We start from the raw sequence: 15,147 nt of genomic DNA, 5'->3' as shown, positions 1-15,147 counted from the left end.
AAAGGGGGAAACATGCACAAGAAAGTTTTGGGACTGCTCACCTGGGCGATGGCCAGCCTCGTCCTGACCTCGGCGCAGGCCGCCTACGCCGCACCGAAGGACGGACAGGGCAATACGGCCGAACGTAAAGCTACGCCAGAAGAAGTCGCCGAGCTGCAGAAGCTGCAAAAGATCGCGGGCCAGCCAGCCATCTATAAGCAGTTAGCCGGTGAGACCACCGGCGAGATGATTACCACCCAAGCCTTTGACCCGTACGTCTGCACGCTTAATCCCTCAGTCGTGCACCCTAGGCAATCGTCCGGCTACGGCTCGGTCGGAGCCAAGCCCTATACCAAATGCCTGGTCGGAACGCCCAGTCAGATCAGCCACAGCAGCGTGCTGTACATCGTGGAATGGGGTGGTCTTTCCTGGGTCCCCATGGCGAGCAGAGGTCAAACGGGCTATAACACTCGTAGCCTGACGCTGACTTCTCTCGAGTGGTTCTGTAAGAACTGGAACACGTCGACGTTCGTGCAAACAACGAACGGAACCAGCGTGCAGGCGGGACGGACGTATTACTCATCAGTTTCGACGGTGAAGACCCCATTGAGCTGCGGCAAATAGCCTCCCACAAGCACACGATTGACGGTGCCGCGCCGAAGGGCGCGGTGCCCTCACCGTTTCAGCGGTGTTTCGGTATTGACGAGGACAAGTCGGTGAAGGGCGTGACATGAAGAGTTTCGAGCTCCGGGAGCGCTTCCACTTCAGACAGGACAGCGGAGGGCACTCCGAGAACGCTGGAGTCAAGGTCGATACTCGTGCCAAGGCACCAGCTTCCGTCTGCCGGCCACAGGTAGTTGGGCGTGAGACCGTTTCCCTGAGCCCATCCGAATGCCGGCGTCAGCATCCACCTGGCGTCGGCCAGCTCGCGGCTTTCAAGGCTGTAGAGCACGTACTGCTCGCCCTGGATGGAGACGGTGTCCCCTTGGCGGATGGCCCTTGCTGATTCACTGTCCTCTACGACTGGCTCCCACCCTGTCCAGAACGCTGCCAGGACGGGTCCGTCAGTCGTCTTGCTGAGGACGCGGGCCAAGGCTCGGAATCCTGCGCCATCGAGGCGGCCTTCCTCAGGCGGGTACACGGTGCCAAGCCCCGGCACTGATGCCGGCTCCCCATATGCTCCGGAGAGCTCGGCCCATCTGATTCCAGGTGAGAGCCTGCGCCCCAGTGCAGTCGCGACAGCCTCCCAGCTTGCCTCGGGGGAGAAATTGTAGCCAGGAGCAGCTGTCCCGGCGGGGTGAGCTTTGTGGAGAATGCGCAGATATGACTCAAAGACGGCGGGTACGATGCCCTCGACTTTGGCCGAGCGGTCAATCCGGTTCAGCCAGTCAGCTGGACGCTGCGCTTTTTCGAGTTTCATCGAGCACCTGTTCGCATGGTCGTCTCTCGTTGTTGAGTCCAACGTACCGGGGGAAAGACCTCGAAGGCGATCAGGGCATTGGTGCGGGAGGGAGGTTCTTGGCAGCGGGCCCATGAATGACGGCCCCGTCGGTAGTGAAACGGGAGCCGTGGCAGGGGCAGTCCCAGGTGGCCTCGGCGGCGTTGAAGCCGACGGTGCAGCCCAGGTGGGTGCACGTGGCGGAGACTGCGTGGATCTCCCCGTCGGCGTCCCTGTACACGGCGGTGCTCTGACCGTTGACTTTGATGACAGCCCCGTCGCCCGGCAGCAGGTCCGCCTGGCTGGACCTGCCACCCAGTTTGCCAGCCAGTACGGCCGCCACGGTCCTGACATTCTCCTTCACGAACCGTCTGGCGCTGGAAACCGGCGTGATCCGGTTGCTGTTGAACACCGGGGCCCATGGGTTCTTCCGGCCGCTGAGGGTGTCAGCGAGAATGAGCGCGGCAGCGGTCCCGTTGGACAGGCCCCATTTGCGCAGCCCGGTGATCACATACACGTGTTTGGCAGTGGGGGACATCAGTCCCACATACGGCAGCCCGTCGAGCGGCATGCCGTCCTGTGTTGACCAGCGGTAGGCGATCTTGTCCACGCCAAGGCGGTCGTGGGCGAATGCTGAGAGCCTGCGGTAGCGTGCGGCTGTGTCGCCGGGCTCGGACACGCTGTGGCCCTCGCCGCCCGTCAGCACGTAGCTAGCCCCGTTGACGCTGGCGGTCAGAATGGAGCGCATCGGTTCGTCGACGCTAATGAAGGTGGCGTCCAGCGGTGGCGTGTCCAAGCGCCCGGCCACGATGTAGGAGCGGTGCGGATGGGACCGCAGGTAGAACAGGCCCTGGCCGCCCCACGGCACATTCGTGGCGACGATGATGTCGCGGGCCCGGATGCTGCCGTTGTCGGTATCGACTCGGGCAGGTGAGCCGTCATGGACGTCCTGCGCGCGGGTTTCCTCGAAGACGAAGCTGCCCTCGCCATTTACCGCGCGGGCCAGACCCTGGAGGTACTTCACGGCATGGACTTGTGCCTGGCCGTCGAACCGGACGGCGCCCTTGACGGGGAACGGCAGGGGCACCTCGACGGTGAAGGTGGCTGGGAGGTCGAGCAGGGCGGCAAGGTTGGCTTCGGCGCGCACGAGGTCGAGCGCGTCGTCAGTTTCGGCGTAGGTGTAATTGGCGACCCTGCGGAAGTCGCAGTCGATCGCTTCGGAGGCCACAACCTGGGCGACGTGTTCAATCGCTGCCTGGTTGGCCTGCCCATAGATTCGGGCAGTGCCAGTGCCATGGCTGCGTGCAAGTTCCGTATAGGCGAGGCGGTGGAGGGAAGTGACCTTGCCGGTGGTATTGCCGGTGACGCCCGTTCCAATGCGGGCGGTATCGATGACCGCTACGCTCCGGCCAGCCCGTTTGAGCGCCAGCGCTGCGGTGAGCCCTGCGATGCCCGCCCCGACTACTGCGACGTCGACGTCGAGATCTCCGCTCAGGACGGGAAAATCGGTGGTTCCGGCGGTCGCGACCCAGAGAGAGGCAGGTTCACCTTCGGGCCGATCACTGTCCGCTGCATCCTTCACTGCCTCACCTCAGGATCCTGCTCTACTACCCGGCTGTGGTTTGCGCTGCGTCAGCCGCCGCCGCAGAGGGACAGCCGGCGGCCGGCCCGGGATTTTACCCGGGGGACGGCCGCCGTCGTCGGTTTTCCACGAACCGTGGAGGAGTTACATAACGCTTTCCTTCTTCTCCATGGCATCCCGGCCCAGCCAGAGGCCCAGGCCCACCATGCCAACACCCAGGACCAGATGCAGCCAGTTGTCCGCTGTGTTGAATGGCACGAAGTTTGCGGCCGCGTTCATGTCAATGACAAGGCCGTAGATCCACAGCAGCAGGTACACAACGCCGCCGCCAAGCAAGAACCAGCGGGCCATCCGGTTTGTCCTGGCCATGGCAATGCCGGCCACGCCAAACAGCAGATGCACGATGTTGTGCAGGATGGACACTTGGAAGACGCCAAGCAGCATGGCCCCGGACTCATGTCCAGCAAAGGTCATGGCGCTGTAATTGGTGGTGACTCCCGGGATGAACCCGAGGACGCCTACCAGCAGGAAAACGGCACCAACAATCATGGCGGTGTTGTGAAGCGTCAACCCCATCATGTGGTGGTGGGCGGGGTGTGAAGCGGTAGTCATTTTGGTCTCCCATTCACGCAAACTGCCGGCTCTTCAGGTGGAGAACCGGACCGCGGCAAGGAGTCGCAGGAATCCTGCCGACGCCCACATCGTACTCCTGAAAACCGCGCCTGGGCAGGGGAAACAGTGCCGTGGGGGCCGACGGGAACATACTGCCTGCCGCTCCATCTTTTCCAGAAGTGACATGCTTGAGAGGTGACAACGCTTTCGACGCAACCGCCCCGGACCGCGCTCACCTGGAAGCTATTGCCAGCGGTCCTGCTCTCGGCATCCGGAGTGCTGCTTTTTGGCGTCGAGAATGACCTTTTTGGTTACGGGCTGCTGGCCACGAGCCTGGTGACCGCGGCACTGATCGACCGCGAGTTCGTGCGGCACCTGGTGCTGGTTGCCGGGGGAATGGTTATCATCAGCCTGGTTCCCTTGAACGCTGACCTGAGCATCACACACATGACCCTCATGGGTGGTGCCCTTGCGCTGGCCGTGCTCCTACCGTGGCTCGTGTCGCGATTCGCCTACCGCGAGAACATCATCACCTTTCCCGTGAACACGGGCCGCCGCTGGCCGTTGAGCGCGAAACTATACCTGATTGCTGTTGTGGCCCTTGGGTACTTTATTCTTCCGGTGTACCTGATCAGCACAGGGGTCTACCAAAACTGGCCGGACGCGTCCGACCCCACCATCTTCTGGCGGCTCTTCCTCGGTGTGAACGCTGTTGGCATTTGGGACGAGCTGTTCTTCATCTGCACCACGTTCACCCTGTTGCGGCGGCACTTCCCGGACTGGCTCGCCAACATCCTTCAGGCCGTGGTTTTTTCGTCTTTCCTTTGGGAGATCGGCTACATGGCCTGGGGTCCGCTGCTGACGTTCCCGTTCGCGCTGTTGCAGGGATACACGTTCAAGCTGACGAAATCGTTCACCTATGTGGTGTCGGTGCATTTGCTCTTCGACTTCGTTCTCTTCCTCGCGCTGGTGCATGCCCACAACCGCGACTGGCTGCCGATCTTCCTCTACTGAGCCGGTTCCGCAGACATCGCCCGTATTAAGGGGGCTGGATGCCTACATCACGAGCCGCAGCGGCCGTTCGCCCAGCTGTACCGTGATTTCCTGGCCCCAGGATGCCGTGAGGCGGTCCTCTTCCATGCCATCGCCGAACACGACGAGCTGGTCGGATGCAACGGTTATGTGCAGTATTTCGCCCGACTCCAAAACACCCTCGGTCAACGAGATTCCGGTGATGGGGGAGGGCCACGCTTCGCGGACGAACCAGGCCAGGCGGGTATCTGTTGGTGCGGGCAGGGGGCGTCCTCCGCGTTCGAGGGCGATTGATGCGCACCATCCTGTGGCTCCCGTGCCGGTAGAGACGATCAGGCCGGACGAGGAATGGCGCTCGGACCGTCCATCCGGCGCGGTCAGCCGGTACCGTGCCGACTGGTGTGAGGCATGCCCAATGAAGATCTCATTGAGTCCCGAGAGTTCCTGGCCGTCGTCGAGCCGCGCGGTCACGGTAGTGAGCTCATGGCAGCCCAGCCGCCCCGCAGGCCAGGCCGCTGCAGCTTCCTTGAGCAGCCTTGCCGCATCCCTGGGCGTGTGACGGACCAGGATGCCCGGGTTCACTCCGGGCTCCGGGTCTATCCCGATCACGGGCTGGCCGTTGAGGTATTTTGCCGCGTTGGCCACGAGCCCGTCCTGCCCCACCACGGCGATGACATCCTCAGGTGTGAGCAGGAAACGGCTAAGGTCCGCGCGTTCCACTTCGGCATGACGCCACTCGGCGGGAACAGCGGTCCGGAGCGACGCCAGGGCTGCGGTGAGCCGGTCATGGCGCTCCTGCACGTCCTGGATACTGCGGCCCCTGGTGCGGAGGAAGAATTCGGCCTGGCCCCGCGTGGCGTGCCGGTCCAGCAACTCCTGCAGCTCAGTCCGCCGGTGGACGATGACGAGGCGGGGGTTTGCCATGGCGTGGCCCTACTTGGTGAGTGCGGTTGGCGTCGTGGGGGTGGCGGGCTCCCTGAACAGGCCTGCGAGTGCTCCGCTGAGCAGGTCCGGCGTGATGGTCAGGTTGCCGATATTCGGCAAAGACCCGGCTGCATCGCGGAGCGCCAAGGCCAGCAACGTCGCCTGCTCCATGCCCCGGTAGACCTCCATGGTGGCGGCTTCCCTGGCTGCGGCGGCCTCACCGACCAGGCGGATCTGATTTGCTTCGGCAGCGGCACCGATGTCCTTCCGTTCGGCGGATCCCCGGGCCTCAATCAATCCGGCGGCGGCCTTTTCCTCGGCCTGGCGCCGTGCGTTGGCGCCTTCCTGGGCAACCAGGTGTTCGCGCCGGGTGGCCAGTTCGATCTGGCTCGCCATTTCGTTCTCGGAGATGGTCCGTTCACGCTCGACGGCGACGGCCCTGCGTTCGTACACGGCCCGGTCGGCTTCAGACTGCAGTTTTTCGCGGACGGGCGTCTGCAGTGCCCGTTCGACGTCGGATTCCGGCCGGACCGCCAGGACCTGGACCCCGAGGATCTCAATACCGGTGGACAGCAGCCGCGCGTCGGTCCTCAGCGCTTCGGTGAGGACAGCGCGGAGTTGGCTGACACCGCGCTCGAGGGCTTCGGCGAGCGTGGTGGTGGCGATCTGGTCGATTGCGTGGCTCTGGCACAACTGGCCGATGATTGTGGCCACCTGCTCGCGACCGGTGGCCGGGGCTGCACCGGCATGCTGGAGACCGAAGTCGAGCCGGTTGGATACTGAGACGGGATCGATAAAACGGTAGGTCACATTGGCCTGGACGCTCACGTCCTGGTGGTCCCGGGTGATGGCATGGAACAGGGTGGGCAGCTCCTGGTCGTCCACGGGGACCTCGCTGAGCACCGAATTCGCTGGCCGGAACCAGAATGCCTGGCCCACCCCTTGATGCTTGACTTGGCCTTTCTGCAGGTGGACGACGTAGCCGGTGGGGCTGCCAAGGAAGTGGCTGATCCAGGGGTAACGCTTGATGCTGGCCATGGGGTTCTCCTTATGATTTATTGTCGTCACTTCGACGATAACTAACCTTACGACTCGCTGGAACTTATTGTCAAGATGACGATAATTACCTAGGATGGGCTTCATGACCGAAACCCCTGCTGCGCCGGCGCGCTTTCCGGTGACTGTCGACGTCGTCGCCCTCACCGTGCGCGACGGTCAGCTGAACGTCCTCCTGATCACCCGCCTCATTGATCCCTTCCGCGGCAAACTCGCCCTCCCGGGCGGTTTCGTGCTGGCCGGCGAGGAACTGCTGGACGCGGCCGGCCGGGAACTTGCGGAGGAGACCGGCGTCGGTCAGCTCCCGGGCCATTTGGAGCAACTGGGCAGTTACGGCCCCAAGGGGCGCGATCCGCGGGGGGATGTACTCACTGTGGCCCACCTGCTGCTCGCGCCCGACTTTCCTGTTCTCGCGGCAGGGAGCGATGCTGAACACGCGGCCTGGTACCCCGTGGGCCAGCTCCTGGATGGCGGATTGCAGCTCGCCTTCGATCACGAGCGGATCCTCGCTGACGCCTTGGAGCGGGCCAAGTCAAAGCTCGAATACTCGCCCTTGGGGGCGGCTTTTTGCGGCGAAGAGTTCACCATTGCCCAGCTCCGGGCAGTGTATGAGGCCGTCTGGGGCACCCGGCTCGACCCCCGGAATTTCCACCGCAAGGCCACAGGCACCCCCGATTTCCTGGAAGATACCGGGCGGACGACGGCGGGGGACGCCGGCCGGCCAGCGGCCCTGTTCCGCCTGGCTCCGGCAGCCCGGCCGGCAGTAGGGCAGCCGGTGCGGGCTGTACTCAACCCCCCGATCATGCGGCCGCGGGACTGAAGCCCTGCCGGGTAGGGTTTGATGCATGACGCCTGTCGCCAATTGGGGCCCACACAAAGTTGTGGCAGCGGTTGAGTCCGCACTTGGACTCCGGGGCTCCATGATCTGCGATGACCAGGGCGATCTGACACATCATAGGGGGAAACAATGACAGTACTTTTGATTGGCGGGGGCGCACTGGCCCTTCTGCTCATCGCAGGATTTATCTTCTACACCTCGAGCATCCGGTTTGCCAAGCCGAATGAGGCCATGCTCATCACCGGCAAGAGTGATCCGAATACGACGGACGAGACCTCGGATGACCAGTCCCGTGTCATCATCAACAATCGGGCGTTCGTCAACCCCATCACTGAACGCGTCAGCCACATCTCGCTGTCCTCGCGCCAGGTTGAAGTCACCATCGAAGCCATCTCCAACAATGGCATACAGCTCAAGCTGACCGGCGTTGCACAGGTAAAGGTCGGGGGCGACAAGATTTCTGTCCGCAAGGCAGCCCAGCGGTTCCTTGACCAGCAGGACGCGATTGACCACTACACCCAGGAAACCCTCTCCGGCTCGCTTCGTTCTATCGTGGGTACCTTGAGCGTCGACGCGATCATCAAAGACCGTGCCCAGTTTGCTGCATCCGTTAAGGAAGAAGCCGAGCACTCCATGACCAACCAGGGTCTGGTCATCGATACGTTCCAGATCAAATCGGTTGACGATGCGGGCGGATACCTTAAGAACCTTGGCCGGCCGGAGGCCGCCCTGGTGGCACGCAACGCCAGTATTGCCGAAGCGAACTCCCAGCGCGAGGCGGCGGAAGCGAAGGCCCTGGCAGACCAGAAGACGGCTGAAGCTGAGCAGAAGCTGGCTCTCCGGCGCGCCGAATTGAAGCAGGAAACGGATGCCCGCCAGGCGGAGGCTGACGCCGCCGGCCCCCTTGCCCAGGCCGACCAGCAGCAGGCGATTATCCTGAAGAACCAACAGGTTGTGGCGCGCCAGGCCGAACTTCGCGAGAAGGAACTCGACATCGAGGTCCGCAAGCCTGCCGACGCCGCCAAGTACAAGGTTGAAACTGAAGCAGCGGCTGACCTTGCCCGACGTACCCGCATCTCGGAAGCCACGAAGGTTGAAGCTGCCGCTGAACTCGAAACCCGCAAGCTCAAGGCTGCCGGCAACGAGGTCGAAGCAAAGGCCCTGGCAGCAGCCAACACTGCCAAAGGCAATGCCGAAACCGAGATCAACAAGATCCGTGGCCTTGCCGAGGCTGAAGTAACGAAGTCCAAGGGTATAGCCGAGGCCGATGTCATTGGCCTGCGTGGTACGGCTGAGGCAGGGGCCATCGAAGCCCAGGCCAAGGCATACAGCGAGTTCAACGAGGCAGCCATCCTGAACAAACTTCTGGAGGTTCTGCCTTCCATCGCCCGGGAAATCGCTGCGCCGATGAGCGCCATCAGCAATATGACGGTCATCTCCAACGACGGCGCAGGCCAGGTGAGCAAAAATGTTTCCTCGGGTGTCCAGCAGACGGCACAGATGCTCAAGGACACCACCGGGTTCGACGTCATCGAAATGCTTAAGAACTTTGGCAATTCGACCCCCGCCGCGTCCACGCGAGGCACCGGCAACGGCGCAGTCAAGGAACAGGCCGGACCACAGTGATCACTCCCGGACCGGGGGACGGGTCCGCCGGATAACCCGGCCGGAACCAACAGAACGCCGCGGAACCCCTTGCGGGTCCGCGGCGTTCTGGTGTCTTCGTGGCTACGTCTTCTAAGGGGCCCCTGACTCAGTACCAGTTGTTTGTGGCGCCGAACTCGAGGGCTTTTGCGGGGGAGCCGTGGCGCTCCTTGATGTAGCTCAATCCTCTATCCACCTGGCTGGGACGCCATTTTACTGACGTGTCCCACAACTGGTTCAGGGCATTCATTTGTTCCGCGCCCCATCCATACGATGCCAGGCGGGCGGTGGCATACGAGCGTGTGTCGACTGCTTCTTCTGAGGCGTCTCCTGTAGCTGTAGCAGTGGGCGGGAGCGACGAGGCTGTTGGTGTGGGTGAGGTTGCCGGAGCCGGCGCCGTTGAGGGCGCCGCCGGTGCGGGGCCAGCCGACGACGTCGGCGCGGCGGGTGTGGCCGATGACATGACCGGTGGCTCGAGGATCACCGTGGGCCCGGGGGATGGCGGAACCGTGGCCTGCGATGCCGCGAGCATCCCGTCCAGCGTGGGCGCGTCCACTGGCATCGGGAGGTCGGCCACGGCTGGCAAGGCAGAGGCGCCGGGATCCTCACCTGGCTGGGAATCATCAGTGCCCGGGGTGGCCTCTGCCGGTGCGGCGCCCGGCGTGCCCGGGGGAGTGGAGGCGGCTGGCTGTGGTGCCGCACGTCCGCTGCTGTACGTGGGCAGCGTCCCCTTCGTCGTATGGGGCGCATCAGCTGCGTCGGGGGCATCTTGGACGGAGGACTCATTGCCGAAAAAGGGCAGCTCGGTAGCCTGGCTGGCCGTTCCGACCGCAAGCACTACGGCAAGGGCGCTGGAAACGACGGCCATCCGATGACCCATGACGCGAAGCGAAGCGGCCCTCCTGAGGACGGCTTGGGCCTCGGAAGTGAAAGCGGATGCCATCTGTGGGCTATGTGCTGTCGCCGGCCTGCTCCTTGGGGCCGCAACGGGTGTGGCCTCTGCGGGCTTTCCAACTGGTTCGCGTCGCTCCCGGGACCGTCGCGTTGTCTCCGGCACGGCCTCGCTTTTTGGAGCTGACGTCGTGGGTGCTACAGCTGCAATTACTTCGGTTGCAGGTGACGCAGCGTCCGCCTTGGGTGACGATTCCGGGGCAGTCGGGACCTCGAAGGCCGGGCCCCTGACTCTTCTTCGGCGCAGTGGGGCAGATGCCGGTCCTGCCGGAGTCGGCGCGGGATGCGGCATTTCTGCGCCGGAACCGGTTGGGGTGGGTGGAGTGGTGATGACCGGCGCAGTTTCTGCGCGGTGTCGCCCGGCCCGAAAAGGGCGCGACTGATCCAGCGAACGGGACATGGTATTTGCCTCTCAACGCCTGCGAAGTTAGCTGTCGGGTTCGGAAGAGGTCAACCGGCCGGCACGTTCAGGCGTGACGGCTTCACCCCAAGGACCGCTGCGAAACGGCCCGAAGACTGTGGGTCCCCGTCTCTGCCTTACTGTGTTGGGAGCCCGGGATGTGGCAGAGCTCGGCGTCACCCCGGACGCGGCCCGATCCAGATGGGCCACCCGAAAACCGTACATGAACCACCCCCTAAAAGTCACGTTTAGGTAACAGGAATGTCCGGAGTGGTGAGTCTCCTTGCTTGCCGAGCCCATTCTTCCGCGCGGGAGGATCGAAGAGTAGGCTGGATAAACCGTTAGGCAGTATGCGGCCGCCATTGCAGACTGGGTGTGAGTCCACCCCAGCATCCTGGAGGGATTCCCCGTGGCCGCAGCCAGCGCCAGTCTCCCCATTGCAGGCATCGCACGGCTGTGCCCGATTTCGTGTTGGACGATTCCTTATTGGATCGAGCCTCCACGCAAGCGCGTCATCACTGGCCCCTGACAGTCTCCCTTGGATTATGACAAGCGCTCAAGCCACTGCCCTGACGTTTAAATCCGTAAAAAGTGAAGAGGAGTTGAGATGGACGCCGAGGCCGTTCTCGGGTTGATCGGTGGCTATCTGGCCACTATGGCTGGGGTGTTCCTCCTGTACGCGCCCGTCCTTATCCTTGTTGTCTGCCTGTTGATGACAGCAGGCATGCTGCAACTGTTGGCATGGCCTTTTGTCGCCCTCTTCCGGAAGTTGCGCCGGAAACCTGAACCCCCCTCGGACGGGTCCTGGCTGCTGCACTAAGTACCGTCCCAGCGCTCATCGCCAAACCAGGCTTGGTTACGCTATCCCCATGCGTGACCTCGTCATTCTCGGCACAGCCTCCCAAGTCCCCACGCGGACGCGGAACCATAACGGCTACCTGTTGCGGTGGGACGGCGAGGGCCTGCTCTTTGACCCTGGCGAGGGAACCCAGCGCCAGATGCTCCACGCCGGGGTAGCGGCCAGCCAAATCACACGCATCTGCCTGACCCATGTGCACGGCGACCACTGCTTCGGACTGCCCGGCGTGCTGTCGCGGATGGCCTTGGACGGCGTTGCCCATCCGGTCCACCTGCACTTTCCGGCTTCGGGGGAGGACCTCGTCCGTGCCCTGGTTGCGGTTAGTTCTCCCGGGATTGATTTGCGGCTGTATCCGCACGGCGCCGCGGGAACCGTGGCGCCCGGCCTGGAGGTCCAGCCGCTAAAGCACCGCATCGAAACGTACGGTTACCGGCTCACCGAACCAGATGGCCACACTTTCCTTCCGGATAGGCTGGCCGCGGCAGGAATCAGGGGAGCCGACGTCGGGCGCCTGGAGCGTGAGAGAAGCCTGGGAAACGTCCGTCTTGAGGACGTGACGGTGGCCCGCCCCGGCCAGAAATTCGCCTTTGTGATGGACACCGCCCCTTGCGCGGGCGCGGAGAAACTGGCTGAAGGTGCGGATCTGCTCGTGGCGGAGTCAACATTCAGCAACGACGACGCCGGGCTCGCCAGGGAGTACCGGCACCTCACCGCCGGGCAGGCAGGGGAGTTGGCGGCCAGCGCCGCCGTCGGCACGCTGATCCTGACGCACTTCTCCTCGCGGTATGGCGATGACGTCACGCTCCTCGCCCGGCAGGCCCGGGACCGTGCCGGCGGGGCTGCCGTCATTGCCGCCCATGACCTGGACCGGATCGCCTTCCCTAAACGCCGGCAACCGCACTAAACAACAACCCCCGCAACGTCCGGCGCCCCTTGCCCGTCGCCTGACATCGGAGGAGGATGTTTGGGCATCCCAGGAGGCTCCCATGATCCAGCTTGGCAAGTTTGAGAAGTATCTGATCGAGGAATTCTTCGACGATTACCGTGCCGGGGACATGACCCACCGCACGTTTACCCGCCGCGTCGCTTTCATCACCGGAAGCATGGCAGCGACCTCGGCCGCAATGTTGCTCGTGGGCTGCACCCCCGAAGAAGTCCCGCGGAGCACCGACCCCATGCCCACCCCCTCTCCAACGTCCTCGGCGGCAGGCAAGGGCACCGCGGCCGCCGGTGCCGTCCCCGGAGCCAAGAGCCCGCTCTCCGTTCCCGAGGGAACAACAGGGCTGACGACGTCGACAATCACCTTCCCTTCCAGCGGCACCGACATCAGGGGCTACCTTGCCCGGCCCGACGGGGGAGCGGCCGGTCCTGCAGTGCTGGTCTGCCACGAGAACCGCGGACTCACCCCGCACATCCAGGACGTTGCCCGGCGGTTCGCCAAAGCCGGCTACAGTGCGCTGGCCCTGGACCTGCTCAGCAGGGAGGGCGGGACTGCGGGGATGGATGCCGACGCGGTACCTGGTGCGCTGACGGGCGCCGGCGCCAAACGCCACGTGGCCGATTTCGCCGCGGCCTTTGACTACCTGGCGTCACAGGACTTCGTGGACCCGGCGAGGATCGCCATGAACGGTTACTGCTTCGGTGGCGGAATCACGTGGCAGGCGTCGACGGAGCTCAGCGGGCTCGCAGCCACGGCCGCTTTCTACGGCCCGGCACCGGACCTCAACAAAGTCCCAGCCATCAAGGCAGCGGTCTTCGGCGTCTATGCCGAGCGGGACCAGCGGATCACGGGGGCCATGCCGGCACTGAAGGACGCGTTGGCGGCCAACAACATCACACACCAGTTGACCGTTTACCCGGGCGTGGACCACGCCTTCCACAACGACACCGGTGAACGGTACAACGAGGCCCAGGCAACGGCGGCCTGGAACGACACGTTGGCGTGGTTCAAGCAGCACGTCTGACGCGCGGCGTCACCCGATGGGATGGCCGTGGTGGCACGTGGTTTGCCCGTCCGGTATCTCATGTCCCTGGATGCAGGTCACAGTGGGCGGCTGGGGAAGGTCATGGGCGAGGAAGAAGAGACTGCTCCGCCCGTGTTCAAAACCTGCATCCTCCCTCTTCAGCCAGGGCCGGTGGCTGTGTTTGGCTGAATCGGGCGGTTTCTGTTCCTCGTGCTGATGATGCCCGAACGGATTCTTGACCATGGGTACCGCGACCTTCCCATTACCCTGACTGCCTGGGCAGCGATGAACCGGTACGAAAGATTTTACGCCGCCGGTCCCGCCGCAGGCGCGGGTAGTCTTGAAAGATGAGCACCACAACGCCAACAACGCTCACCTTCGATGGCCGCTTCGCCCGGGAGTTCGAGGAGCTTGCTGTACCTTGGCAGGCCGAGGAAGCTCCGTCCCCGCAACTCCTCGTGCTGAACGAGCCGCTGGCCAGCGAACTTGGCCTGGATCCGGCGTTGCTGCGGACCCCGGAGGGGACGCTAATGCTCATCGGCAACCGGGTCCCGGAAGGTGCCACGCCTGTGGCCCAGGCATACGCCGGGCATCAGTTCGGAGGCTATTCGCCACTCTTGGGAGACGGGCGCGCCCTCCTGCTGGGGGAGGTCACGGATATTCACGGGCGCCTCCGCGATGTGCACCTCAAGGGCTCGGGCCGTACCCCGTTCGCCCGTGCCGGTGACGGCCTCGCCGTCGTCGGTCCGATGCTGCGCGAATACCTCGTCAGTGAAGCCATGTATGCCATGGGCATTCCCACCACACGGTCGCTTGCCGTCGTGGCCACGGGACGGCCAGTCCGCCGCGAAACCATGCTTCCCGGGGCTGTGCTGACCCGCGTTGCGAGCAGCCATCTGCGTGTGGGCAGCTTCCAGTTCGCCCGGGTCAACGGCGACACGGAGCTCCTCCGTCGGCTGGCCGACCACGCGATCAGCCGCCATCATCCGGACGCCGCGAAGGCGGACCAGCCCTATCTCGCGCTGTTCGATGCGGTCATCGCCGCCCAGGCGTCCCTGGTGGCCCAGTGGATGCTCGTGGGATTTGTCCACGGGGTAATGAACACGGACAACATGACCATCTCGGGCGAGACCATCGACTATGGACCGTGCGCGTTTATGGATGCCTTCAACCCCGGTGCGGTCTACAGCTCCATCGACGCCGGCGGACGTTACGCCTACGCCAACCAGCCAGTCATCGCTGAATGGAACCTCACCCGGCTGGCCGAGGCGCTTCTGCCCCTGCTCCACGAGGATCAGGAGCAGGCCGTTGCGCTCGCTGTGGAGTCACTGGGCGCGTTCCGGAAGCTGTACAGTACGGCCTGGTCCACCGGGATGAAATCCAAGCTGGGGCTCGGCGCGGAGGCAAGGGACGACGAAGCGGGGCCTCTGGTGAATGACCTGCTCGCAATGCTTGAAGAGGGGCAGGTTGATTACACCTCGTTCCTCCGGGGCCTCGGGTCCGCAGCCCGCGGTACACCCGGCGCAGCCCGTACCATGTTCACGGACCCAGGAGCATTTGACGCGTGGACCAAGAAGTGGCTCGCCCTGGCACCGGACGCAGACATGATGGACCGGGTGAACCCTGTCTACATCCCCAGGAACCACTTGGTGGAAGAAGCCCTGGGCGCCGCTACCGCCGGCGACCTGGACCCGTTCCACCGCCTGGTGGACGTCCTGACGCAGCCGTACACTGAGCGCCCCGGCCTGGAACGCTACGCCGGTCCCGCGCCTGTTGACTTCGGCAGCTACCGGACGTTCTGCGGAACCTGAGCGAACAAAAACGGGGGACGACGGCGACAGGCGGCTGATTGCCGCCCGCCGCCGTCG

Annotated in this window: 14 protein-coding genes and 1 riboswitch; of the genes, 8 read left to right on the top strand and 6 right to left on the bottom strand. The window is 64.0% G+C overall.

Annotation, left to right across the window (positions count from 1 at the left end; all coding sequences use genetic code 11):
* Nucleotides 1-12: 12 nt before the first annotated feature.
* Nucleotides 13-603, top strand: a complete 591-nt coding sequence (locus tag V9L18_RS15980) for a hypothetical protein (protein ID WP_337348151.1) — start codon at nucleotides 13-15, stop codon at nucleotides 601-603.
* 58 nt (nucleotides 604-661) lie between these two features.
* On the opposite strand, the gene V9L18_RS15975 is transcribed toward V9L18_RS15980, so the two are convergent.
* From V9L18_RS15975 to V9L18_RS15965, 3 genes are all read right to left on the bottom strand, one after another.
* Nucleotides 662-1,399, bottom strand: a complete 738-nt coding sequence (locus tag V9L18_RS15975; RefSeq protein ID WP_337348150.1) for a hypothetical protein — start codon at nucleotides 1,397-1,399, stop codon at nucleotides 662-664.
* A 70-nt stretch (nucleotides 1,400-1,469) separates the two neighbouring features.
* The gene (locus tag V9L18_RS15970; protein ID WP_337348149.1) at nucleotides 1,470-2,999 is read right to left on the bottom strand and encodes an FAD-dependent oxidoreductase; all 1,530 of its coding nucleotides are present in this window, start codon (nucleotides 2,997-2,999) and stop codon (nucleotides 1,470-1,472) included.
* Nucleotides 3,000-3,143: 144 nt separating this feature from the next.
* Nucleotides 3,144-3,611 (bottom strand): DUF4383 domain-containing protein, encoded by a 468-nt coding sequence (locus V9L18_RS15965; RefSeq protein ID WP_337348148.1) that lies wholly within the window; start codon nucleotides 3,609-3,611, stop codon nucleotides 3,144-3,146.
* A 195-nt stretch (nucleotides 3,612-3,806) separates the two neighbouring features.
* Between V9L18_RS15965 and V9L18_RS15960 the strand changes: the two genes are divergently transcribed.
* Nucleotides 3,807-4,625: a CPBP family intramembrane glutamic endopeptidase gene (locus V9L18_RS15960; RefSeq protein WP_337348147.1), complete on the top strand. Its 819-nt coding sequence runs from the start codon at nucleotides 3,807-3,809 to the stop codon at nucleotides 4,623-4,625.
* A gap of 42 nt (nucleotides 4,626-4,667) precedes the next feature.
* On the opposite strand, the gene V9L18_RS15955 is transcribed toward V9L18_RS15960, so the two are convergent.
* On the bottom strand, nucleotides 4,668-5,567 hold the full coding sequence (locus tag V9L18_RS15955) for a hypothetical protein (RefSeq protein WP_337348146.1): 900 nt from the start codon (nucleotides 5,565-5,567) through the stop codon (nucleotides 4,668-4,670).
* A gap of 9 nt (nucleotides 5,568-5,576) precedes the next feature.
* Entirely contained in the window at nucleotides 5,577-6,605 is a 1,029-nt protein-coding gene (locus V9L18_RS15950; protein ID WP_337348145.1) for an SPFH domain-containing protein, read from the bottom strand.
* Nucleotides 6,606-6,708: 103 nt separating this feature from the next.
* Here V9L18_RS15950 and V9L18_RS15945 point away from each other — a divergent pair, with 103 nt between their 5' ends.
* Together V9L18_RS15945 and V9L18_RS15940 are read left to right on the top strand one after the other, a co-directional pair.
* Entirely contained in the window at nucleotides 6,709-7,443 is a 735-nt protein-coding gene (locus V9L18_RS15945) for an NUDIX hydrolase (protein WP_337348144.1), read from the top strand.
* Nucleotides 7,444-7,590: 147 nt separating this feature from the next.
* On the top strand, nucleotides 7,591-9,087 hold the full coding sequence (locus tag V9L18_RS15940) for a flotillin family protein (protein WP_337348143.1): 1,497 nt from the start codon (nucleotides 7,591-7,593) through the stop codon (nucleotides 9,085-9,087).
* Between the two features lie 127 nt (nucleotides 9,088-9,214).
* Here the strand turns inward: V9L18_RS15940 and V9L18_RS15935 are convergent, their stop codons facing one another.
* The gene (locus V9L18_RS15935; RefSeq protein WP_337348142.1) at nucleotides 9,215-10,048 is read right to left on the bottom strand and encodes a hypothetical protein; all 834 of its coding nucleotides are present in this window, start codon (nucleotides 10,046-10,048) and stop codon (nucleotides 9,215-9,217) included.
* A 410-nt stretch (nucleotides 10,049-10,458) separates the two neighbouring features.
* Nucleotides 10,459-10,618: riboswitch (cyclic di-AMP (ydaO/yuaA leader) on the bottom strand.
* A 445-nt stretch (nucleotides 10,619-11,063) separates the two neighbouring features.
* Between V9L18_RS15935 and V9L18_RS15930 the strand changes: the two genes are divergently transcribed.
* From V9L18_RS15930 to V9L18_RS15915, 4 genes are all read left to right on the top strand, one after another.
* The gene (locus V9L18_RS15930) at nucleotides 11,064-11,276 is read left to right on the top strand and encodes a hypothetical protein (RefSeq protein WP_337348141.1); all 213 of its coding nucleotides are present in this window, start codon (nucleotides 11,064-11,066) and stop codon (nucleotides 11,274-11,276) included.
* Nucleotides 11,277-11,325: 49 nt separating this feature from the next.
* Entirely contained in the window at nucleotides 11,326-12,219 is an 894-nt protein-coding gene (locus tag V9L18_RS15925; protein ID WP_337348140.1) for a ribonuclease Z, read from the top strand.
* A gap of 82 nt (nucleotides 12,220-12,301) precedes the next feature.
* Entirely contained in the window at nucleotides 12,302-13,279 is a 978-nt protein-coding gene (locus V9L18_RS15920) for a dienelactone hydrolase family protein (protein ID WP_337348139.1), read from the top strand.
* A gap of 347 nt (nucleotides 13,280-13,626) precedes the next feature.
* Nucleotides 13,627-15,090, top strand: coding sequence for a protein adenylyltransferase SelO (locus tag V9L18_RS15915; protein WP_337348138.1), 1,464 nt, complete (start codon nucleotides 13,627-13,629; stop codon nucleotides 15,088-15,090).
* Nucleotides 15,091-15,147: the final 57 nt, after the last annotated feature.

This window comes from Pseudarthrobacter sp. CCNWLW217, from assembly GCF_037203985.1.
Lineage (GTDB): Bacteria > Actinomycetota > Actinomycetes > Actinomycetales > Micrococcaceae > Arthrobacter.
Note: the sequence above shows the minus strand (reverse complement) of the source record. Positions and strands in the feature narration are given on the sequence as shown.

Bases quoted from the DNA above. Each gene is read 5' to 3' on its own strand.
- V9L18_RS15980 (WP_337348151.1), top strand. From the start codon at position 13: ATGCACAAGAAAGTTTTGGGACTGCTCACCTGGGCGATGGCCAGCCTC.
- V9L18_RS15975 (WP_337348150.1), bottom strand. From the start codon at position 1,399: ATGAAACTCGAAAAAGCGCAGCGTCCAGCTGACTGGCTGAACCGGATT.
- V9L18_RS15965 (WP_337348148.1), bottom strand. From the start codon at position 3,611: ATGACTACCGCTTCACACCCCGCCCACCACCACATGATGGGGTTGACG.
- V9L18_RS15955 (WP_337348146.1), bottom strand. From the start codon at position 5,567: ATGGCAAACCCCCGCCTCGTCATCGTCCACCGGCGGACTGAGCTGCAG.
- V9L18_RS15950 (WP_337348145.1), bottom strand. From the start codon at position 6,605: ATGGCCAGCATCAAGCGTTACCCCTGGATCAGCCACTTCCTTGGCAGC.
- V9L18_RS15945 (WP_337348144.1), top strand. From the start codon at position 6,709: ATGACCGAAACCCCTGCTGCGCCGGCGCGCTTTCCGGTGACTGTCGAC.
- V9L18_RS15940 (WP_337348143.1), top strand. From the start codon at position 7,591: ATGACAGTACTTTTGATTGGCGGGGGCGCACTGGCCCTTCTGCTCATC.
- V9L18_RS15935 (WP_337348142.1), bottom strand. From the start codon at position 10,048: ATGGCATCCGCTTTCACTTCCGAGGCCCAAGCCGTCCTCAGGAGGGCC.
- V9L18_RS15930 (WP_337348141.1), top strand. From the start codon at position 11,064: ATGGACGCCGAGGCCGTTCTCGGGTTGATCGGTGGCTATCTGGCCACT.
- V9L18_RS15925 (WP_337348140.1), top strand. From the start codon at position 11,326: ATGCGTGACCTCGTCATTCTCGGCACAGCCTCCCAAGTCCCCACGCGG.
- V9L18_RS15920 (WP_337348139.1), top strand. From the start codon at position 12,302: ATGATCCAGCTTGGCAAGTTTGAGAAGTATCTGATCGAGGAATTCTTC.
- V9L18_RS15915 (WP_337348138.1), top strand. From the start codon at position 13,627: ATGAGCACCACAACGCCAACAACGCTCACCTTCGATGGCCGCTTCGCC.